The sequence below is a fragment of the Speluncibacter jeojiensis genome (assembly GCF_029589495.1).
GTDB lineage: Bacteria > Actinomycetota > Actinomycetes > Mycobacteriales > Mycobacteriaceae > Speluncibacter > Speluncibacter jeojiensis.
Genome location: NZ_JAAIVF010000004.1, coordinates 146575 through 167662 on the forward strand (window position 1 = coordinate 146575; position 21088 = coordinate 167662).

Consider the following 21088-nt stretch of genomic DNA (forward strand, 5'->3'; position numbering starts at 1 on the left):
GCATGGGTCAGAATGCACACCTCGCCGAACTGAGCAAGGCCGGAGTCTCGGTCTGGCTCGACGACCTCTCCCGCGACCGCATCGAGTCCGGCAACCTCGCCGAACTCGTCGCCACCCGCAGCGTCGTCGGGGTGACCACCAACCCCACGATCTTCGCGGGCGCGATGTCCAAGGGCCACGCGTACGACGCCCAGATCCGTGAGCTTGCGGGCCGCGGCGCCGACGTCACGGACGCCGTCAAGGTGCTCACCACCGACGACGTGCGGGCCGCCTGCGACGTGCTGGCACCGCAGTTCCAGTCCAGTGCCGGCGTCGACGGCCGGGTGTCGATCGAGGTCGACCCGCGGCTGGCGCACGAGACCGACGACACGATCGCCCAGGCCGTCGGCCTGTGGAAGATCGTCGACCGGCCGAACCTGCTGATCAAGATCCCCGGCACCAAGGCGGGCCTGCCGGCCATCGCGAAGGCGATCGGCGAGGGCATCAGCGTCAACGTCACGCTGATCTTCTCGGTCGATCGGCACCGCGAGGTCATCGACGCCTACCTGACCGGCCTGGAGACCGCGAAGGCCGCAGGCCACGACCTGAGCACGATCTTCTCGGTCGCGTCGTTCTTCGTCTCCCGCGTGGACACCGAGATCGACGCCCGCCTCGAGAAGATCGGCACCCCGGAGGCACTGGAGCTGCGCGGGAAGGCCGGCGTCTCGAACGCCCGCCTCGCCTACGCCGCCTACCAGGAGGTCTTCGAGGGTTCCGCGCGCTGGGCGGCACTCGCCGAGGCCGGCGCCAACGTGCAGCGTCCGCTCTGGGCGTCGACCGGGGTGAAGAACCCCGACTACCCCGACACCCTCTACGTCACCGAACTGGTCGCCGCGAACACGGTCAACACCATGCCGGAGAAGACCATCGAGGCCGTGGCCGACCACGGCGAGATCGCCGGCGACACCATCGTCGGGACCGCGGCGGCGTCGCAGCAGGTCTTCGACCGTCTCGCGGCGGTCGGGGTCGACCTCGCGGACGTGTTCCAGGTGCTCGAGGACGAGGGCGTCGACAAGTTCGAGAAGTCCTGGTCGGAGCTGCTCGAGGCGCTCGACGGCGAACTGTCCGCCAACCGGGGCTGATCGGTGGGATCGTCCGGAAAGTCCGGCGGCACCCGCTCATGGGCGAACCCGCTCCGGGACGACCGCGACAAGCGGTTGCCCCGGATCGCGGGGCCGTGCAGCCTGGTGATCTTCGGGGTCACCGGTGACCTGGCCCGCCGCAAGCTGATGCCCGCGGTGTACGATCTGGCCTCTCGCGGTCTGCTGCCGCCCGGGTTCGCGCTGGTCGGGTTCGCCCGGCGCGACTGGGCGGCAGAGGATTTCGGCAAGGTCGTGCACGACGCGGTGCGTCAGCATTCGCGCACGCCGTTCCGTGAGGACGTCTGGGAGCGCCTTGCCGAGGGCATCCGTTTCGTGCAGGGCTCGTTCGACGACGACGAGTCCTTCGACCGGCTCGCCGAGACGATCGCCGATCTGGACCGTGAGCGCGGCACCGGCGGCAACCACGCGTTCTACCTGGCCATCCCCCCGGGTGCGTTCCCGACAGTGTGCGCGCAGCTGTCCCGCTCGGGGCTGGCGCACCAGCAGGGCGAGCAGTGGCGCCGGGTGGTCATCGAGAAGCCGTTCGGCCACGACCTCGACAGTGCCCGCGAGCTCAACCGGGTGATCGGCGAGGTGTTCCCCGAGGACAGTGTCTTCCGGATCGACCACTATCTGGGCAAGGAGACGGTCCAGAACATCCTGGCGCTGCGCTTCGCGAACCAGCTGTTCGACCCGCTCTGGAACTCGCACTACGTCGACCACGTCCAGATCACCATGGCCGAGGACATCGGCCTCGGCGGCCGGGCCGGGTACTACGACGGCATCGGCGCGGCCCGCGACGTGATCCAGAACCACCTGCTGCAGCTGCTGGCGCTGACGGCGATGGAGGAACCGATCAGCTTCGAGCCGGCCGAGTTGCAGGCGGAGAAGATCAAGGTGCTCTCCGCGACCCGGCTCGCCGAGCCGCTCGCGGAGACGACCGCGCGCGGCCAGTACACGGGCGGCTGGCAGGGCGGGCAGGAGGTCGTCGGCCTGCTCGACGAGGCCGGTTTCGCCAAGGACTCGACCACCGAGACGTTCGCGGCGATCACCCTCGAGGTGGACAGCCGGCGTTGGGCCGGGGTGCCGTTCTACCTGCGCACAGGAAAACGCCTGGGCCGCAGGGTCACCGAGATCGCGCTGGTGTTCAAGCGCGCCCCGCACCTGCCGTTCGACACCACCATGACCGAGGAACTCGGCGAGAACGCCCTGGTCATCCGGGTGCAGCCCGACGAAGGCGTCACGCTGCGCTTCGGCTCCAAGGTGCCGGGCAGCGGCATGGAGGTGCGCGACGTCAACATGGACTTCAGCTACGGCCAGGCCTTCACCGAGTCGTCGCCGGAGGCCTACGAACGGCTGATCCTGGACGTGCTGCTCGGCGAGCCGTCGTTGTTCCCGGTGGACCGCGAGGTCGAACTGTCGTGGCAGATCCTCGATCCGGTGATCGAGGCCTGGACCGCGGCCGGCCGGCCCGATCCCTACGAGGCGGGCACCTGGGGGCCCGCCTCCGCGCACGAGATGCTCACCCGCAGCGGGCGCGACTGGAGGCGCCCGTGATCACCGACGCCGCAGGGCGGCCAGTGATCACCGACGCCGGAGGCGACCAATGATTGTCGATCTTCCCTCCACCACGACCAACAAGGTCAACAAGCGGCTCGTCGAGGTCCGCGAGTCCGGCGGCGCGGTCACCCTGGGCCGGGTGCTGACGCTGGTGGTCAGCACCGCCGACGGCGAGGCCACCGAGGAGGCCATCGAGGCCGCCAACGAGGCCAGCCGGGAGCACCCCTGCCGGGTGATCGTGGTGGCCCGCGGCGCCCGCGAGGCGGTGTCGCGCCTGGACGCGCAGATCCGGGTCGGCGGCGACGCCGGCGCCTCGGAGGTCGTCGTACTGCGGCTGTACGGCCCGCTGGCCGACCACGGCGACAGCGTCGTGGTGCCGTTCCTGCTGCCGGACACCCCCGTCGTCGCGTGGTGGCCAGGCGACGCCCCGGTGGTGCCGTCGCAGGATGCGCTGGGCCGCTTGGCGATCCGCCGGATCACCGACGCGCGGCACAGCGCCGAGCCGCGCCAGGTGCTCGCGACCCGGCTGGCCGGCTACTCCGCGGGCGACACGGACCTGTCGTGGACCCGCATCACCCACTGGCGTGCCCTGCTCGCGTCTACGCTCGACCAACCGCCGCACGAGCCGATCGTGTCCGCGTCCGTGACCGGTCCGGCCGAGTCGCCGTCGATCGAGTTGCTGGCGGGCTGGCTGGCAGGCGCGCTGCGGGTCCCGGTGCGACGTCACGTCGGCGCGCCCCGGGTGCAGTTGCAGCGCGCATCCGGGCCACTGACATTGTCGCTGCCGCTCGCCGGCCCGGCGGTGCTGTCCCGTCCCGGACAGCCGGACTCACGGGTCGCCTTGGCGCGGCGCGAGATCCGCGACTGCCTGGCCGAGGAGTTGCGCCGCCTGGATCCGGACGAGATCTACGAGAACGCGCTGCGCGGCGTCGCCGACGTCCGTCAGCACTCAGAGCCCGACCCCGAGCCCGCATCCGCATCCGCATCGAACGAGTGAGGAACTGACGTGACCGCTGCTGCAGAGCGCCTGATCTTTCCCGACCAATCGGCGCTCGTCAACGCCGCCGCGGCCCGGTTCGTCGGCGTCGTCGTCGCCGCCCAGCGCGAACGCGGTATCGCTACGGTCGTGCTGACCGGCGGCGGGGCCGGTATCGCCCTGCTCGCCGCGGTTCGCGACAACCCGGGCGAGATCGACTGGTCGAACATCGAGATCTATTGGGGCGACGAGCGTTTCGTCGAGGCCGACGATCCGGAACGCAACGAGTTGCAGGCCCGCCACGCCCTGCTCGACCATGTGCCGGTCGACGAGGCCCGGGTGCACCCGATGGCGGCCACCGACGGGCGCTTCGGTGACGACGCCGACGCCGCGGCCCGCGACTACGCGACCGTGCTGGCCGCCGGCGGGCACCCGGTCCCCGAGTTCGACGTCCACCTGCTCGGGATGGGCGGTGAGGGACACGTGAACTCGCTTTTCCCGCACACCCCCGCGGTGCGCGAACAGCAGGCGTCGGTGGTCGCTGTGCGGGACTGTCCCAAGCCGCCGCCGACCCGGATCACGCTGACGCTGCCCGCGGTGCGCCGGGCCCGCCAGGTGTGGCTGCTGGTCGCCGGGGAGGCGAAGGCCGGTGCCGTCACCGAAGCCCTCGGCGGGGCGAGCGAGGTGGACGTGCCGTCGGCCGGCGCGACCGGCTCGGAGGCCACCCTGTGGTTCCTCGACCGCGCCGCCGCGAGCAGGCTCGACTGAAACGAGTTCGGCGACAGAGCCCAGCTCAGCGACCGAACCGGGCGTTGCGGATCGTCTCGGCGACGAGCGCCGCGAGTTCCGTGGCGCTGCGGGACATCGCGCGCTCGTCGATCCGGAGGGCCTGGACGTGGCCGTCGTCGTCCACGAGGACCGTCACCTCACCGCGGCCGACGACCGGCGAGATCCCGGCGACGCCGGGCAGCAGGGTCGCCGACGCGGCCGCCCGTCGCCGGGTCCGGTCCCGCACCCATCCACGCGTGCCACCGATGCACTGATTCACCGCGAAACCTCCTCGACTGCAAGGACTGCGGCCCCGATGTCAGGCCGTCGCAGGGTTGGACGCGTCGCCGTCGTCGCGGGTTCCCTCCTGGGGCGGCAGAGGGGGTGCCGGCGCGGCCAGCAGTCCCCCCGCGGCCATCTCGGACAGGCAGTCGCGCACCTTGTCGGCGGGTGATCCGCCGTCGTCGGCCTGCGCCCAGGCCTCGACCGCGACGCGGGCGGACGAGTTGGCCATGCACGCGGCCAGTCGAACCCGGACGTCATCGGCCGGCATCCGTAGCCGCTCTGCGAGCGCGCCGACCAGCTTCTCCTCGGTGTCGCGCTGCACCCGCGTCCACATCGCCCGCAGCGCGGGGAGTTCGATGGCCGCACGCAGCGCCGGGCGCAGTTCGTCGAGTTCGAGCGAGTACTCCCCCACCCGGGCCAGCGCCGCGCTGTACGACTCCACCAGCGCGTCGATCAGCGGCAGTTCCGGGGCACATCGGACCAGTTCCTGCGCCCAGGCATCGGTGCCGGTGGACAGCAGCGGGGCGATCGCGTCCTCCTTGCCGCTGAAGTAGCGGTAGAAGGTCCGCATGCCGATGCCCGCGGCATGGGCGAGTTCCTCGACGGTCGTGTTGTCGTATCCGCGTTCGAAGAACAGCAGTGCCGCGACCCGGGCGACCTCCATCCGCGTCTCGTCCCGACGCTGCTGGGTGAGCGCGGGCCGTCCGCGAGTACGACCGCCGGCCATGGTCGGGTCAGGAGAACTTGATCTGGAATCCGATGCCGAGAATGGCGATCAGCCACACCAGCGAGGTGAAGACCGTGAGCCGGTCGAGGTTCTTCTCCACCACGCTCGAACCGGAGAGGCTGGACTGCACGCCGCCGCCGAACAGCGTCGACAGACCGCCGCCCTTTGCACGGTGCAGCAGGATGAGCCCGACCATCAGGACGCTGGTCACCACGACGAGGATCTGCAGAAACAACTCCATGTGCGTCCTACGCTGCCCTTCTGACTCCGGTGACACTGGTCGGTCACGATGCTACCGGTAGCGGCGGTCCGCGTGCGGACCCACCCGCTCTCCGAGACGCGCGGTTGCCGTAACCTCGCGTGGTCGCCGACGCTGGTCCGTGCGCGCTGCCGCGTGCGGCCCGGCCGTCCCCATCGAGAGGCTCACATGTCCGCGCTCCCCACCGACCCGATCCGCACCGCCGCGTTGCCACGCCTGGCCTCGGTCGCCAACTTCCGCGATGTCGCGGCCGCGGACGGCACCACCGCGGCGGGACGTGCGCTGCGGCGCGGGGTGTTCTACCGGTCCAACGCGCTGACCCCGGACACGGCGGATCTGGCCACGCTGGCGAGCCTGGGCCTGACCGCGGTCTACGACGTGCGGACCGATGCAGAGGTCGCCCAGACACCGGACGTGCTGCTGCCGTCCGCCGCGTACGTCCGCATCCCGATCCTCTCCGGCAACCTGGTCGACATGACCAGCGGATTGGCCTCGCCGGACGACGCCCGGGCCTTCATGCGCGGCCTCAACCGCAGCTTCGTCACGGACGCCGGCAACCGCGCGGGCTTCGAACGGTTGCTGACCGCACTCGCCGGCACCGAGGGTCCGCAGGTCTTCCACTGCACCGCGGGCAAGGACCGCACCGGGTGGGCATCGATGCTGCTGCTGAGCATCGCCGGGGCCTCCGACGAAACGATCATGACCGACTACCTGGCCACCAACGACTCGCCGTCGTCGTGGACAGCCGCGACCTACGAGCTGATCAAGTCGCGCAACGGCGAGGCCGTCGCCGAGGTCTTCGCGCCCATGCTCGGCGTGGATGAAAGCTATCTGCGGGCCGGTCTCGGGCAACTCGAGCAGACCTACGGGACAGTCGAGGACTATCTCACCTCCGGCCTCGGACTGGCCCCCGAGACGATCGCGACACTGGAGGCGAAGCTGGCCTGCTGACCCCGGGCTCGTAGGTGGCCGGCGCCTGCGGCACGCCCGATCAGCGGGGCGCCGGCACGACGACCGCGATCGGCCGGTCGGTCAACCGCTGACAGCCCGTGTGGCGACCGCCGTTGTTCGCGTCGTCCGGCCCGAGAATGCGGGCGGTGACGGGAATCGCAGTGCCGGCAATACGAAGCGGTCAGGGTGGCATCGCGCCGCCCTGACCACTTCTCCCGCCGGTTGCCCGGGCCACCAGGATCGAATCACATGGTGGAGCCGACGATCTTCGGGAGCAGCATCGGCGCGAGCATCAGGAGGGGGCCCAACTGGGATCCGATCGCGCTGATGCCGCCGGAGATGCTGCCTTCGCGAAGCGCATGTGCCTGCTTCTTCATCTGAGTCTCCTTGTCGAGAACGGGTCACACGGTCATCCGTGCGACATGGTCGGTTCGCCCCGTTGCGCCTAGCCCGAGGTCGAAAGGATGAACTGGCCGAATGCGGCGAGCATCGCGCCGACAAGGGTGACCAGGGGGGAATCGCTACTCATGACTCTCCTTGAGTGAGTTGGGATATTGCCGCGATACGGACGTCAGAGCGACCCGACGATGTCGCCCTGCGCGATGCCCAGCACCATCTGCAGCAGGGTGCTCATCGTGTGCACCGCGTCGGGAATGTTGCTACCCATGTGTGTTGCTCCTCGAATGCGAAGACCCCGACGGAGTCTGGAACGAACGACCGATGGCAGCGGCCGTGAGAGCTGTGCCGGAACCGGGCGCCGGATCCTTGGGAGCGAGCGCCCGAGCGGATGTCAGCTGAAGAACTGAACGGACCCGATGGCCTGACCGAAGATGAAGTTGATCAGCTGCGTCAAGGTCGTTGGCATGGCTCTCCTCGTGTGCGATGAGATGGGAACGGAAGGAGCCCAACAGACACCGAGTGATTTCCAACACTCTGTCGGACCCGATGTAGCGTCGCTCACATTACCGCCCGAGTAGTTAACGCAGGTTCACAAACTGTGCGTTTCGGGGAATCATTGTGTAACGACATGAAGTTCGGGCATTCCCCCACCCTGGTCCGCCGCTGTTGATCTAGAATCCGCCGCTCGGGCGGCCGCACACCGTCCGCCGGACACGAAAAACGCTGGGCGCGTGACCTTTTTCGGTCACGCGCCCAGCGTTGGCGGTTCGCTCAGATCAGAGCGCCTCGCACTCGGATCAGGGCAGAGGTCCGCCTGCGGCGATCGCCGACAGCGTCGCGAACTCGTCGGCCTTGAGCGAGGCGCCACCCACCAGGGCGCCGTCCACATCCGGCTGGCCTACGATCTCGCCGACGTTCTTGGCGTTGACCGAACCGCCGTAGAGCACGCGCACACCGGCCGCGACCTCGGGCGAGGCCAGTGACGCGAGTTCCTCGCGCACCGCCTTGCAGACCTCCTGCGCGTCGGCCGGGGTCGCGACCCGTCCGGTGCCGATGGCCCACACGGGCTCGTAGGCGACGACGACCTTGCTGATCTCGTCGGCGGACAGCCCGGCCAGCGAACCGCGCAGCTGCGCGACGTTGTACGCCACGTGCTCGCCCGCCTCGCGGACCTCCAGGCCCTCGCCGATGCACACGATCGGCGTGATCGAGTGCTTCAGCGCCGCCTTGGCCTTGGCCAGCACGGTCGCGTCGTCCTCACCGTGGTACTGACGACGCTCCGAGTGGCCGACCACCGCGAAGGTGCAGCCGAGCTTGGAGAGCATCGCGCCGCTGACCTCGCCGGTGTAGGCACCGGACTCGTGCACGGACACGTCCTGCGCACCGTGGGTGAGCAGCAGCTTGTCGCCCTCGATCAGCGTCTGCACGCTGCGGATGTCGGTGAACGGCGGGATGACCGTCACGTCGACCTTGTCGAAGTACTTCGCCGGCAGCGAGAATGCGATCTTCTGCACCAGGGCGATGGCCTCGAAGTGATTGAGGTTCATCTTCCAGTTGCCGGCGATCAACGGCTTGCGCGCCATCAGCCCACCTGACCTTCCGTCGACTCGAGCACCGCGATGCCCGGCAGTTCCTTGCCCTCGAGGTACTCGAGCGAGGCGCCTCCGCCGGTGGAGATGTGCGAGAAACCGTCCTCGGGCAGGCCCAGCAGACGCACCGCGGCGGCCGAGTCGCCGCCGCCGACGACGCTGAACGCGCCCTTGCCGGTCGCCTCGACGATCGCCTCGGCGACACCCTTGGTGCCAGCCGCGAACTTCGCGAACTCGAACACGCCCATCGGGCCGTTCCAGAACACCGTCTTCGCCGCGCCGAGCACCGCCGCGAACCGGCCCACCGCCTCGGGGCCGATGTCCAGGCCCATCCAGCCGTCGGGGATCTGCTCTGCCGCAACGGTCTTCGACTCGGCGTCGGCCGAGAACGAGTCCGCGACGACGATGTCCTGCGGCAGGTGGATCACGTCGGCGAAACGCTCGAGCAGATCCTTGCAGGTTCCGATCATCTCCTCCTGCAGCAGCGAGGAACCAACCGGAAGTCCCTGCGCGGCAAAGAAGGTGAAGCACATGCCGCCGCCGATGACGAGGGTGTCGACCTTGGGGGCCAACGCCTCGATCACGGCCAGCTTGTCGGAGACCTTCGAACCGCCGAGCACGACCGCGTACGGACGCTCGGTGTCCTCGGTGAGCCTGCGCAGCACCTGCACCTCGGCGCCGACCAGTTTGCCCGCGTAATGCGGGAGCAGCTTGGCGACGTCGTAGACCGACGCCTGCTTGCGGTGCACGACACCGAAGCCGTCGGAGACGAACGCGCCGCCATCGGTCAGCGCCGCCAGCTCCTTGGCCAGCGCAGCACGCTCGGCCTCGTCCTTGCTGGTCTCACGCGGGTCGAACCGGATGTTCTCCAGCAGCAGCACGTCGCCGTCGGTCAGCCCCTCGGCGCGCGCCTGCGCGTCGATGCCGACCACGTCGTGCGCGAGCTGCACGTACCGCCCGAGCACGTCACCGAGCTTCGCGGCGACCGGGGCCAGCGACAGCGCCGGGTCGACCTGCCCCTTGGGGCGGCCGAGGTGCGCGGTCACGATCACCTTGGCGCCGGCGTCGGCAAGCGCGGCGATCGTCGGCGCGGAGGCCACGATGCGGCCCGGATCGGTGATCTGGCCGCCGTCGAGCGGCACGTTGAGGTCCGAGCGCACCAGCACGGTGCGCCCGGAGACCCCGGCGTCCAGCAGATCGTGAAGCGTCTGTACAGACACTGAGATCGATTCCTTTACGGTCGGTGTCAGAGCGACTTGGCGACGAGGCCGATGAGGTCGGCGAGGCGATTCGAGTAGCCCCACTCGTTGTCGTACCAGGAAACGATCTTGACCTGGTCGTCGATGACCTTGGTCAGCGGCGCGTCGAAGATCGAGGAGTGCGGGTCGGTGACGATGTCCGCGGACACGATCGGGGCCTCGCTGTACTTGAGGATGCCCCTGAGCGGTCCCTCGGCGGCGGCCTTCATCGCGGCGTTGATCTCCTCGACCGACGCCGACTTGCGCAGGTTCGCGGTCAGGTCGGTGACCGAGCCGGTCGGGATCGGCACGCGCAGCGCGTAGCCGTCGAGCTTGCCCTGCAGCTGCGGGAGCACCAGGCCGATGGCCTTGGCCGCACCGGTGCCGGTCGGGACCACGTTCAGCGCGGCGGCGCGGGCGCGGCGCAGGTCGCTGTGCGGGCCGTCCTGCAGGTTCTGGTCCTGCGTGTAGGCGTGCACGGTGGTCATCAGGCCCTTGACGATGCCGAACTCGTCGTCGAGCACCTTGGCGATCGGGCCGAGGCAGTTGGTGGTGCACGAGGCGTTCGAGATGATGTTCTGGCTGCCGTCGTACTGGTCGTCGTTGACGCCCATGACCACGGTCAGGTCCTCACCCTTGGCGGGCGCGGAGATGATGACCTTCTTGGCGCCGGCCTCGAGGTGGCCCTTCGCCTTGGCGGCGTCGGTGAAGATGCCGGTGGACTCGACGACCACGTCGACGCCCAGGTCGCCCCAGGGCAGCTCGCCCAGCGGTCCGCGGTGCGCGAGCGCCTTGATCTTGGTACCGCCGACGACGATGGTGTCGTCGCCGTCGAGCTCGACGTCGTGCGGGAGGCGACCGAGGATCGAGTCGTACTTGAGCAGGTGCGCGAGGGTCGCGTTGTCGGTCAGGTCGTTGACCGCCACGATCTCGATGTCGGTGGTGCCCAGCGCCTTCTGCGCATCGACCGCCCTGAAGAAGTTCCGTCCGATACGACCGAAGCCGTTCACGCCTACGCGGACAGTCACAATGAGCTCCTTTGAACCATTCGTATGTGATCGTGTGGATTCGCGGTCCACCCTAATGCGCTGCGACCTGCCGATTCCAGTCGGTCCCACTCGTGAGCGCCGACGGCGGTCGACCCCGCTCAGGCGTCGTCGAGCAGTTCGGCGGTGACCGCCGACTCGGTGTCCGGAACACCCAGTTCCTTGGCCCGGCGGTCCGCCATCGACAGCAGCCGCCGGATCCGGCCGGCCACCGCGTCCTTGGTCATCGGCGGGTCGGCGAGCTGGCCGAGTTCTTCCAGCGACGCCTGCCTGTGCTTGACCCGCAGGCTGCCCGCCGCCGCCAGATGATCGGGCACCTCGGCACCGAGGATGTCCAGGGCCCGCTCGACCCGCGCCGCCGCCGCGACCGCGGCCCGCGCCGACCGGCGCAGGTTCGCGTCGTCGAAGTTCGCCAGCCGGTTGGCCGTGGCCCGCACCTCGCGGCGCATCCGGCGTTCCTCCCAGGTCAGCCGGGTGTCCTGGGCGCCCATGCGGGTCAGCAGCGCGCCGATCGCCTCGCCGTCGCGCACGACCACCCGGTCGGCGCCGCGCACCTCGCGCGCCTTCGCCGCGATGCCCAGTCGGCGGGCGGCGCCGACCAGTGCCAGCGCCGATTCGGGGCCCGGGCAGCTGACCTCGAGCGCCGAGGAACGGCCCGGCTCGGTCAGCGAGCCGTGCGCCAGGAACGCCCCGCGCCAGGCCGCCTCCGCGTCCTGCACGCTGCCGCCGACCACCTGGGCCGGCAGTCCGCGCACGGGCCGGCCCCGCGGATCGAGCAGTCCGGTCTGGCGCGCCAACGCCTCCCCGTCCTGCGCCACCCGGATGACGTACCGCGAGTTCTTGCGCAGGCCGCCGGCCCCGACGACGTGCACGTCGGAGCTGTATCCGTACAGGTCGTGGATCTCGTGACGCAGGCGCCGGGCGGTCGAACCGAGGTCGACCTCGGCCTCGACGACCACCCGGCCCCCCACGATGTGCAACCCACCCGCGAACCGGAGCAGCGACGCGACCTCCGCGCGCCGCGCACTGACCTGCGTCACGGTCAGACGACTGAGCTCGTCCTTGACCTCGGCAGTCATCGCCACGGATGGGACTCCTTTCCGGTGACCACGCGCCGCACCGGCGGCGTGGAAGCGATCGCGTCCGCCTCGATCTCGTCGAGATCGGGTTCGTCCGCGGGGATCAGGCCGGCGTCGAAGAAGCCGGTGTCGATCAGATTGTGGTCGTTCGCGTCGCCGTCGATCCGGCCGCCCGCTCCCGGATACGGTCCGGCCGCCCGCACCGACCGCAGGCCCGGACCTGCCTGCTCGAGCACCCGCTCGAGCGCGACCGCGAGCAGTTCCGGGTCGTGCCGCTCCGTGCCGGGCTCGGCGACCTCGGCGAACGTCACCCGCGCGCCCAGACGATCGGCGGCCCGGGCGACGTACTCGCGCTCGCTGTCGGCGCCGACCGCGCCCGCGTCGACGACGATCGACTCGACGCGGAAGTCCGGCGCGTGCTGCGCCAGCACGTGCAGGTGCCGCTCGGCGGAGAAGCCGGCGGTCTCCCCGGGCTCCGGCGCCAGGTTCAGGAGCAGTGCGCGCCGGGCGGTCGTCGCAATCAGCGCGTCGAACAGCTCCGGCACCAGCACGTGCGGGATCACGCTGGTGAACCACGACCCCGGGCCGAGCAGGACCAGGTCCGCGCGCATGATCGCGTCCACCGCGTCGGCGCAGGCCGGCGGGTCGGACGGCATCAGCCGCACCCGGCGCACCCGTCCCGGGGTGGTCGCCACAGCCACCTGACCGCGGATGGGACGGACCACCCGGGGATCGGCCTCGAGACCGGACACGTCCGCCTCGATCTCCAACGCCACCGGGGACATCGGCAGCACCCGGCCGCGCACGCCGAGCACCTCTGCTACCTCGTCGAGCGCCCGGACCGGGTCGCCGAGGACCTCGGTGAGTCCGGACAGCACCAGGTTGCCGAGACTGTGCCCGGCCAGTGCCCCGGTGCCGCCGAACCGGTGCTGGATGACCTCGGTCCACAACTGGGTCCGCGGGTCGTCGGCCGCCAGCGCGGCGAGCGCCATCCGCAGGTCGCCCGGCGGGATGACGCCGAGTTCGGAGCGCAGCCGACCCGAGGAGCCGCCGTCGTCGGCGACGGTGACGACCGCCGTCACGTCGGTGCTCAGCCGTCGCGCCGCACGCAGCGTCGCGTACAGCCCGTGGCCGCCGCCGAGCGCCACGATCGACGGGGTGCTGCGGGGGCCGGTCATTCGCGCCCCAGGTCGCGGTGCACGACGCTCACAGCGAGATCGTCGTCGCCGCGCAGCCGGTCGGCCAGTGCCTCCGACATCGCGACGCTCCTGTGTTTGCCGCCGGTGCATCCCACCGCGATCGTCACGTAGCGCTTCCCCTCTCGGCGATAACCGTCCTCGATCAACTGCAGCAGCCGATGGTAGGTGTTCAGGAACTCCTCGGCATCATCCTGGGCCAGCACGTACTCGCGCACGTCGTCGTCCTGGCCGGTGTGCTCGCGCAGCTCCGGGATCCAGTACGGATTCGGCAAGAATCGCACATCGGCGACCATGTCGGCGTCCAACGGCAGTCCGTACTTGAACCCGAACGACTGCACGGTCACACGGACCAGGTGCGCACTCTCGCCGCCGAAGGCGTTCTCGATCTTCTCGCGCAGCCGCTGCACCGGTAGCGACGAGGTGTCGACGACCAGGTCCGCGCCGGCCTTGAAGCGTGCGAGCATCGCGCGCTCGGCGGCGATCCCCTCCGTGAGCGTGCCGGAATCCTGCAGCGGATGACCGCGGCGCACCTGCTCGAACCGGCGCACCAGCACGTCGTCGGAGGCGTCGAGGAACAGCACCCGCGGCTTGATCTGCCGTTGCCCCAGGCCGGGCCCGATCTCGGCGAGGTCGCCGCTGAACGCGCGCGAGCGCACGTCCAGCACGATGGCCAGCCGTGGGATCCGGGTCTGCGGTTCCTGCCCGAGGTCGACCAATCGGGACGCCAGTTCGGGCGGCAGATTGTCGGCGACGTACCAGCCGATGTCCTCGAGCACCTTCGCGGCGGTGCTGCGCCCGGCACCGGACAACCCGGTCACCAGCAGCACCTCGATGTCACCGCCGTCGTCGTCCGGCTGCGTGCCCTGGGCCGCGCTCGGTTCGTTCACCGGTCGTTCCCCCTCTCCTCGGACTGGACTCCATCGTCGCCCATCGCGCGCACCGCCGCGCCCGCCGGGACCTTTCCCGCGGCCGACGCCGAGTCCGACGGGTCCGGCGACGCACCGTGTAACGCCGCCAACACCGCCCGGGCGGTCGTCGCGCCGATGCCGGGCACCTCGGTGATCTGGTCGACGCTGGCCTCCCGCAACCGGGCCACCGACCCGAAGTGGCTCACCAGCGCGGTGCGGCGGCGCTCCCCCAGGCCCGGCACCGCGTCGAGCGCCGACGCCGTCATACGCCGCGAACGCTTGCTGCGGTGGAAGGTGATCGCGAACCGGTGCGCCTCGTCGCGCACCCGCTGCAGCAGGTACAGCGCCTCGCTGGTGCGCGGCAGGATGACCGGGTCCTGTTCGTCCGGCACCCACACCTCCTCGAGCCGTTTGGCCAGACCGATCACCGCGACGTCGGTGATGCCCAGGTCGTCGAGGACCGCGGCGGCCGCCGCCACCTGCGGGGCGCCGCCGTCGACGACATACAGGTTCGGGGGGTAGGCGAACCGGCGGGGTCGCCCGGTCGTCGGGTCGATGCCCACCTCCGGTGCCATGTCCGCGTCCTGAGCCAGATCCTCGCGGCCGGCCGAGTCCCGGACCGCCGTTCCCGCGGAGCCGGCCTTGTCGGCGGTGTGCCGCAGGAAGCGGCGCCGGGTGACCTCGGCGATGCTCGCCACATCGTCCGACCGCCCGTCGCCGGCCGCCTCTTTGATCGCATAGTGCCGATAGTCGGACTTGCGGGGCAGGCCGTCTTCGAACACCACCAGCGACGCGACCACGTCGGTGCCCTGGATGTGGCTGATGTCGACACATTCGATCCGCAACGGCGCCGAGTCGAGGTCGAGCGCGTCCTGCAGGCCCTGCAGCGCCGCGGACCGCGCGGTGAGGTCGCCGGCGCGCTTGAGCTTGTGCTGCGCGAGCGCCTCGGCGGCATTGCGCTGCACGGTCTCCGCCAGCGCCTTCTTGTCGCCGCGCTGCGGGACCCGCAGGCTCACCGACGCGCCGCGCAGGTCGGCCAGCCAGTACTGCACGTCGTCGGCGTTCGGCGGCAGAGACGGCACCAGCACCTCGCGCGGGACCACCTGCGCGCCCGACTGCGCGGCGCCGGTGTCCTGCGTGGCGCGCTCGAGCGCCGCCTGCTCGCCGTAGAACTGGGTCAGGAACTGCTCGACCAGTTCGGGCAGGTCCGCGTTCTCGACCCGCTCGACCACCCAGCCTCGCTGACCGCGCACCCGGCCGCCGCGCACGTGGAACACCTGCACGGCCGCCTCGAGATCGTCGTAGGCGAAGGACACCACGTCGGCGTCGGTGCCGTCGCCGAGCACGACCGCCTGCTTCTCGAGCGCCTTGCGCAGCGCCCCCAGGTCGTCGCGCAGCCGCGCGGCCCGCTCGAAGTCCAGTTCCTCGGCCGCCGCCTGCATCTGCTGCTCGACCTGCCGCATCAGCCGGTCGGTCTTGCCCGCCAGGAAGTCGCAGAAGTCGTCGACGATGTGCCGGTGCTCGGCCGCGCTGACCCGGCCGACACACGGCGCGCTGCATTTGTCGATGTAACCGAGCAGGCAGGGCCTGCCGATCTGGTTGTGCCGCTTGAACACCCCGGCCGAGCAGGTCCGCGCCGGGAACACCCGAAGCAACTGGTCGAGGGTCTCGCGGATCGCCCAGGCGTGCGAGTACGGGCCGAAGTAGCGCACCCCCTTTCGGCGCGGACCCCGGTAGACGAACAGCCGCGGGTACTCCTCGCCGACGCTGACGGCGAGCACCGGGTAGGTCTTGTCGTCGCGGTAGCGGACGTTGAAACGCGGATCGAATTCCTTGATCCAGTTGTACTCGAGTTGCAGCGCCTCGACCTCGGTGCCGACCACCGTCCACTCGACCGAGGCGGCGGTGGTGACCATCTGCCGGGTGCGCGGGTGCAGTGTCGACAGGTCCGCGAAGTAGTTGCTCAGCCGACTGCGCAGGTTCTTCGCCTTGCCGACGTAGACGACCCTGCCGTGCGGATCGCGGAACTTGTAGACGCCGGGCGCGGTCGGAATGGTTCCGGTCGCGGGGCGGTAGGTTGCGGGATCAGGCACGGGTCCAGGTTAGTCGGCGGTGCCGGGGAACGGCCGCTGGCGCGCTCGGTCAGGCCGGGCCGACGCCCGGCGGTCCCCACGGCGAGTACTTGGCCTGCAGCGAGCGGAAGGTCCGCACCGCATCCACCGCGTACTCGCGGTCGCTGACCTGGATCGCCATCACCGGCACGAACTCGTCGTCGGGGATCTCGATGCGCGCCCACGTGGCCCCCTCGGGCAGCGTCATCACCAGTACCAGGTCCCAGTCGATGTGCCGTTCCCCGATGATGTTGCGCACCGCGACACCGCTCGCCCCGACCCGCAGCCGCGGCCGCGCCAGCAGCATCACCGCCGCCGCCAGGATCAGTCCGAGCAGCACCATGGAGATCTGGTCGGAGACCTTGAAGTACACCCCGGTCGTCGACCGCAGCATGACGCCGACCACGACGAAGGTGACCACCAGCACGAGGGCCACTCCGGTCGCATAGCGGGTGACCTTGCGGGGCCGGACCACCAGCTCCCACTCGTCGGATTTCGTGGTGGTCATCGGGCCCCTCCGGCGCGCAGGGACCGCAACGTGACCGCGGTGTCCAGCGCTGCGGCGCACGAGTCGGCGCCCTTGTCCTCGGCGGAGTCGGGCAGGCCGGCGCGGTCGAGCGCCTGCTGCAGCGTGTTGGTGGTGAGCACCCCGTTGCCGACGGGCGTGGACTCGTCCAGCGAGACCCGGGTAAGCCCCGCGGTGACGGCCTCGCAGACGTATTCGAAGTGCGGGGTGTCGCCGCGGATGACGACGCCGAGGGCGACCACCGCGTCGTGCGTGCGCGCCAGTTCCTGCGCGACCACGGGCAGTTCGACGCAACCGGCGACGCGCACCAGCGTCACCTCGCGCACGCCCGCCTGTTCGACCACGCGCTGCGCACCGGCGATCAGCGCATCGCAGATCGCCTTGTGCCACTGGCTCGCCACGATCGCGACCTTCAGGTCGGCGGCCTCGGCGACACGCAGTTGCGGGACACCGCCGCCGCTCACTGGGCGCCCTCCCCGGCCAGGTCCGCTCCCGGGAACTCCAGGTCGTCCAGGCCGATCAGGTCGTGGCCCATGCGGTCGCGCTTGGTCCGCAGATAGCGCAGGTTCTCGGCGTTGGCGCGCACCGGCATCGGCACCCGGTCGGTGATCCGCAGCCCGTACCCGTCCAGGCCCGCGCGCTTGGCGGGGTTGTTCGTCAGCAGCCGCATCGAGGTGACGCCGAGGTCGACGAGGATCTGCGCGCCCAGTCCGTAGTCGCGGGCGTCAGCGGGGAGGCCCAGCTCGAGGTTCGCGTCGACCGTGTCCGAGCCGGCGTCCTGCAGCTGGTAGGCCTGCAGCTTGTGCATCAGCCCGATGCCGCGGCCCTCGTGCCCGCGCATGTACAGCACGATGCCGCGCCCCTCCTGTGCGACGATGTCCAGCGCGGCGTCCAGCTGCGGTCCGCAGTCGCAGCGCAGCGAGCCGAACACGTCGCCGGTCAGGCACTCCGAGTGCACCCGCACCAGCACGTCGCTGCCGTCGCCGTCCGGTCCGGCGATGTCGCCGCGCACCAGCGCCACGTGCTCGACGTCGTCGTACACGCTGGTGTAACCGACGGCCTTGAACTCGCCGTGCCGGGTGGGGATGCGCGCCTCGGCGACCCGCACCACGTGCTTCTCGTGCTTGCGGCGCCAGGCGATCAGGTCGGCGATGGAGATCATCGCGAGCCCGTGGTCGTCGGAGAACACCCGCAGCTCGTCGGTCTGCGCCATCGCGCCGGGGTCCTTCTGGCTGACGATCTCGCAGATCACGCCGGCCGGACGCAGGTCCGCCATCCGGGCCAGGTCGACCGCGGCCTCGGTGTGACCGGGCCGGCGCAGGACCCCTCCCTCCTTGGCGCGCAGCGGGACGACGTGGCCGGGACGGTTGAAGTCCTGGGCGCCGCTGTTCGCGTCGGCCAGCAGTCGCATGGTCGCGGCGCGGTCGGAGGCGGAGATGCCGGTGCCGATGCCCTCGCGCGCGTCGACCGTGACCGTGTAGGCGGTGCCGTGCTTGTCCTGGTTGGTCGCGTACATCGGCGGCAGGCCGAGCCGGTCGCAGTCCTCACCGGCCAGCGGCACGCAGAGGTAGCCGGACGTGTAGCGGACCATGAACGCCACCAGTTCGGGGGTGGCCTTCTCCGCGGCGAAGATGAGATCGCCCTCGTTCTCGCGATCCTCGTCGTCGACCACGACGACCGCCTTACCGGCGGCGATGTCGGCGACGGCACGCTCGATACTGTCGAACCTGGTCACGTGCTCTTCTCTCCAATGACTGATGAGGATCCCGCCGGCCACGGGGTGACCGCCGGGAATCGCGGTGGAACGAGGCGGGGCTGCGTCCGCGCACCACCTGAGGGTATTCCAACCCGAGGGTATGCCTACTGTCGGCCGGACCCCTCGTCGGTCCTGGTCAGACGCTCGACGTACTTGGCGATGACGTCCACCTCGAGGTTGACCGGCGTGCCCGCCTGGGCCCCGCCGAGCGTGGTCATCGCCAAGGTGGTGGGGATCAGCGAGATCTCGAAGTATTCGCCCTGGTCGGTGGTGCCGAGCGTGGCGACGGTCAGCGACACGCCGTCGACGGTGATCGAGCCCTTCTCGACCACATACCGCGACACCGACGCGGGCAGCGCGATCCGCACGACCTCCCAGTGCTCCGACGGCGTGCGCGAGATCACCTCGCCGACGGTGTCCACGTGCCCCTGCACGATGTGCCCGCCGAGCCGGCTGTTCACGGCGGCTGCACGCTCCAGGTTGACCTTGCTGCCGACGCCCACGGCGGCGAGGCTGCTGCGATCGAGTGTCTCGCGCATCACGTCGGCGGTGAACGAACCGTCCGCGAGGACGTCCACGACGGTCAGGCAGACCCCGTTGACGGCGATCGAATCGCCGTGCGCCGCGTCGGAGGTGACCAGCGCGCCCCGGACGGTGAGCCGCTCGGCGTCGGCGAGCACCTCCCGCGCCGTGACCTCGCCGAGTTCTTCGACAATCCCGGTGAACACCTATCGATCCTCCTGACAATCAGCTGCCGGACCGTCCGGCACCAGCGTGAGCAGTATGTCCTCGCCGAGCACGTCGACGGATTCCCGGTGGAAGCGCAACGCGGCGGAGATGGTCCCGATTCCGAGGTCGCCGACAGCACCCTGGCCTGCGCCGATCAGCACGGGGGCGAGGTACGCCTGCACGCGGTCGACCAGTCCGGCGCGCAGGAATGCCGCGGCCAGCCGCGGGCCGCCCTCGAGTTGCACGTCGCAGTGCTCCGCAGCGAGTGCGGCGAGCACCTCGTGCGGGTCATCGGTGCGCAGGTGCACGGTGGGCGCGGAGTCGTCGAGGATCCGCGCGCCCGGAGGGATGTCGCGTCGGCCCACCACCACCCGTAGCGGCTGCGTGGCGGAGAGGGTGCCGTCGGGCAGCCGCGCGGTCAGGGCCGGGTCGTCGGCCAGCACGGTGCCGGTGCCGACGACGATGGCGTCGATCCGGCCCCGTTCGGCGTGCACCCGCTCGCGGGCCACCGGCCCGGTGATCCACTGGCTCGTGCCGTCTGCGGCGGCGCTGCGCCCGTCCAGGGTGGCGGCGTACTTCCACGTCAGCTGTGGTCGTCCGGTGCGGACGCGGTGCAGCCAGGCGCGCAGCGGTCCCGAGGCGACCTGCTCGGCGCGCACGCCGGCGGTCACGGTCAGTCCGCACGCGCGCAGCCGATCGGCGCCGCCCGACGCCTGCGGGTTCGGATCCGCCACCGCGTAGTGCACCGCCGTGACGCCGGCGTCGAGCAGCGCCTCGGCGCAGGGTCCGGTGCGGCCGTGGTGGTTGCAGGGTTCGAGGGTGACGACGGCGGTCCCGCCGCGGGCGCGGGGCCCCGCCTGTCGCAGCGCCATCACCTCGGCGTGCGGTCCGCCCGGCGGTCGGGTCGCACCGGTGCCTGCCAGTGCGCCGTACTCGTCGAGGATCACCGCACCGACCGGCGGGTTCGGGCTGGTCCGGCCGCGCACCTGCTCGGCCAGGTCGATCGCCAGTTCCATCGCGGCGGCGATCCGGTCGTCACCGGGGGCGGGAGACGCCGAGGACATGTCAGCCGTGCAGGTGGTGCGAAGCGCCGGCGGCCTGGGCACGCAGTGCGCGTACCGCCGCCGCCGGGTCGAAGGCACCGTAGACCGCCGAGCCCGCCACGAAGCAGTCCACGCCGGCCTCGGCCGCCGCCTCGACGGTGTCGGTGTTGATGCCGCCGTCGATCTCGACGAGCAGTCGCAGCTCGCCGGAATCAACGAGTTTGCGCACAGCCCTTGCCTTTTCGAGAACCTCCGGGATGAACGACTGGCCGCCGAAGCCCGGCTCGACGCTCATCACGAGCAGCGTGTCGAATTCCTTGAGGATCTCCAGGTAGGGATCGATCGGGGTGCCCGGCTTGACGCTCAGCCCAGCCTTGGCGCCGGCGGCGCGGATGTCACGGGCGACGGCGATCGGGTCGTCGGTCGCCTCGGCATGGAAGGTCACGTTGTGCGCGCCGGCCTCCGCGTACGGCGGCGCCCAGCGGCCCGGGTCCTCGATCATCAGGTGACAGTCGAGCGGGATGTCGGTCGCGTTGAGCAGGCTCTGCACCACCGGCAGGCCGAGGGTCAGGTTCGGCACGAAATGCGCGTCCATCACGTCGACGTGCAGCCAGTCGGCGCCGGCGACCGCGTCCGCCTCGTCCGCGAGATGCGCGAAGTCGGCGGACAGGATGGACGGGGCGATCAGGGGTTGCGTGGCGCGCTCGAACGGCATGCCCGCAAGTCTATGCACAGGAGGTTCCGCCGCCCGTGCCCGCGTTGCGGGGTCCGGCCCCCGCAACGCACTCGCGGGGGCGAGCCCCCTTCGCTACGGTGTG

General features: G+C 70.7%; 21 protein-coding genes and 1 pseudogene. 5 read left to right on the forward strand and 17 right to left on the reverse strand.

The window, feature by feature from the left end:
- The first annotated feature begins 2 nt into the window (after positions 1-2).
- Genes tal through pgl form a run of 4 tightly spaced genes read left to right on the forward strand, consistent with a single transcriptional unit; the run spans position 3 to position 4425 of the window.
- Complete coding sequence (tal, locus tag G4X40_RS13940; RefSeq protein ID WP_277833311.1) at positions 3-1121, forward strand: transaldolase; 1119 nt, start codon at positions 3-5, stop codon at positions 1119-1121.
- Positions 1122-1124: 3 nt separating this feature from the next.
- A complete protein-coding gene (gene zwf, locus G4X40_RS13945) occupies positions 1125-2678 on the forward strand; it encodes a glucose-6-phosphate dehydrogenase (protein ID WP_277833312.1) in 1554 nt (517 codons plus the stop codon).
- Between the two features lie 49 nt (positions 2679-2727).
- Positions 2728-3678 carry a glucose-6-phosphate dehydrogenase assembly protein OpcA gene (gene opcA, locus G4X40_RS13950; protein WP_277833313.1) on the forward strand — a complete coding sequence of 317 codons (951 nt, stop codon included), beginning with the start codon at positions 2728-2730 and terminating at the stop codon, positions 3676-3678.
- A 9-nt stretch (positions 3679-3687) separates the two neighbouring features.
- Positions 3688-4425, forward strand: a complete 738-nt coding sequence (gene pgl, locus G4X40_RS13955) for a 6-phosphogluconolactonase (protein WP_277833314.1) — start codon at positions 3688-3690, stop codon at positions 4423-4425.
- 25 nt (positions 4426-4450) lie between these two features.
- On the opposite strand, the gene G4X40_RS13960 is transcribed toward pgl, so the two are convergent.
- From G4X40_RS13960 to secG, 3 genes are read right to left on the reverse strand one after another with little or no spacing between them, the layout of a single operon-like run.
- Positions 4451-4705 (reverse strand): YbaB/EbfC family nucleoid-associated protein, encoded by a 255-nt coding sequence (locus G4X40_RS13960; protein ID WP_277833315.1) that lies wholly within the window; start codon positions 4703-4705, stop codon positions 4451-4453.
- A 39-nt stretch (positions 4706-4744) separates the two neighbouring features.
- Entirely contained in the window at positions 4745-5437 is a 693-nt protein-coding gene (locus G4X40_RS13965; RefSeq protein WP_277833316.1) for a TetR family transcriptional regulator, read from the reverse strand.
- Between the two features lie 7 nt (positions 5438-5444).
- Positions 5445-5678 (reverse strand): preprotein translocase subunit SecG, encoded by a 234-nt coding sequence (secG, locus tag G4X40_RS13970; protein WP_277833317.1) that lies wholly within the window; start codon positions 5676-5678, stop codon positions 5445-5447.
- Between the two features lie 186 nt (positions 5679-5864).
- On the opposite strand from secG, the gene G4X40_RS13975 reads away from it, so the two are divergent.
- Positions 5865-6647, forward strand: a complete 783-nt coding sequence (locus tag G4X40_RS13975) for a tyrosine-protein phosphatase (protein ID WP_277833318.1) — start codon at positions 5865-5867, stop codon at positions 6645-6647.
- A gap of 245 nt (positions 6648-6892) precedes the next feature.
- Here G4X40_RS13975 and G4X40_RS13980 read toward each other — a convergent pair whose 3' ends face one another.
- The 14 genes and pseudogenes from G4X40_RS13980 to rpe all read right to left on the reverse strand — a co-directional run bounded on the left by G4X40_RS13980 (position 6893) and on the right by rpe (position 20985).
- On the reverse strand, positions 6893-7024 hold the full coding sequence (locus tag G4X40_RS13980; protein WP_277833319.1) for a hypothetical protein: 132 nt from the start codon (positions 7022-7024) through the stop codon (positions 6893-6895).
- Between the two features lie 819 nt (positions 7025-7843).
- Positions 7844-8629 (reverse strand): triose-phosphate isomerase, encoded by a 786-nt coding sequence (gene tpiA, locus G4X40_RS13985; protein ID WP_277833320.1) that lies wholly within the window; start codon positions 8627-8629, stop codon positions 7844-7846.
- A complete protein-coding gene (locus G4X40_RS13990; protein WP_277833321.1) occupies positions 8629-9855 on the reverse strand; it encodes a phosphoglycerate kinase in 1227 nt (408 codons plus the stop codon). Before G4X40_RS13990 ends, tpiA begins: the two co-directional genes overlap by 1 nt.
- 26 nt (positions 9856-9881) lie before the next feature.
- Entirely contained in the window at positions 9882-10901 is a 1020-nt protein-coding gene (gene gap, locus G4X40_RS13995) for a type I glyceraldehyde-3-phosphate dehydrogenase (RefSeq protein WP_277833322.1), read from the reverse strand.
- A 119-nt stretch (positions 10902-11020) separates the two neighbouring features.
- Positions 11021-12004, reverse strand: a complete 984-nt coding sequence (gene whiA / locus G4X40_RS14000; protein WP_277833323.1) for a DNA-binding protein WhiA — start codon at positions 12002-12004, stop codon at positions 11021-11023.
- Between the two features lie 235 nt (positions 12005-12239).
- Positions 12240-13176: pseudogene (locus tag G4X40_RS14005) on the reverse strand (gluconeogenesis factor YvcK family protein); the annotation flags it as partial.
- Positions 13173-14084, reverse strand: coding sequence for an RNase adapter RapZ (gene rapZ, locus G4X40_RS14010; RefSeq protein WP_277833324.1), 912 nt, complete (start codon positions 14082-14084; stop codon positions 13173-13175). The gene rapZ and the pseudogene G4X40_RS14005, both read right to left, overlap by 4 nt.
- Positions 14081-16198, reverse strand: coding sequence for an excinuclease ABC subunit UvrC (gene uvrC, locus G4X40_RS14015; RefSeq protein ID WP_277833325.1), 2118 nt, complete (start codon positions 16196-16198; stop codon positions 14081-14083). Before uvrC ends, rapZ begins: the two co-directional genes overlap by 4 nt.
- Before the next feature lie 49 nt (positions 16199-16247).
- Positions 16248-16724 carry a PH domain-containing protein gene (locus G4X40_RS14020; protein ID WP_277833326.1) on the reverse strand — a complete coding sequence of 159 codons (477 nt, stop codon included), beginning with the start codon at positions 16722-16724 and terminating at the stop codon, positions 16248-16250.
- Entirely contained in the window at positions 16721-17206 is a 486-nt protein-coding gene (gene ribH / locus G4X40_RS14025; RefSeq protein WP_277833327.1) for a 6,7-dimethyl-8-ribityllumazine synthase, read from the reverse strand. The genes G4X40_RS14020 and ribH overlap by 4 nt, the downstream gene beginning before the upstream one ends.
- Entirely contained in the window at positions 17203-18477 is a 1275-nt protein-coding gene (locus G4X40_RS14030) for a bifunctional 3,4-dihydroxy-2-butanone-4-phosphate synthase/GTP cyclohydrolase II (RefSeq protein WP_277833328.1), read from the reverse strand. Before G4X40_RS14030 ends, ribH begins: the two co-directional genes overlap by 4 nt.
- 125 nt (positions 18478-18602) lie before the next feature.
- Entirely contained in the window at positions 18603-19226 is a 624-nt protein-coding gene (locus G4X40_RS14035) for a riboflavin synthase (RefSeq protein ID WP_277833329.1), read from the reverse strand.
- A complete protein-coding gene (gene ribD, locus G4X40_RS14040; RefSeq protein WP_277833330.1) occupies positions 19227-20291 on the reverse strand; it encodes a bifunctional diaminohydroxyphosphoribosylaminopyrimidine deaminase/5-amino-6-(5-phosphoribosylamino)uracil reductase RibD in 1065 nt (354 codons plus the stop codon).
- A 1-nt stretch (position 20292) separates the two neighbouring features.
- A complete protein-coding gene (gene rpe, locus G4X40_RS14045; RefSeq protein WP_277833331.1) occupies positions 20293-20985 on the reverse strand; it encodes a ribulose-phosphate 3-epimerase in 693 nt (230 codons plus the stop codon).
- Positions 20986-21088: the final 103 nt, after the last annotated feature.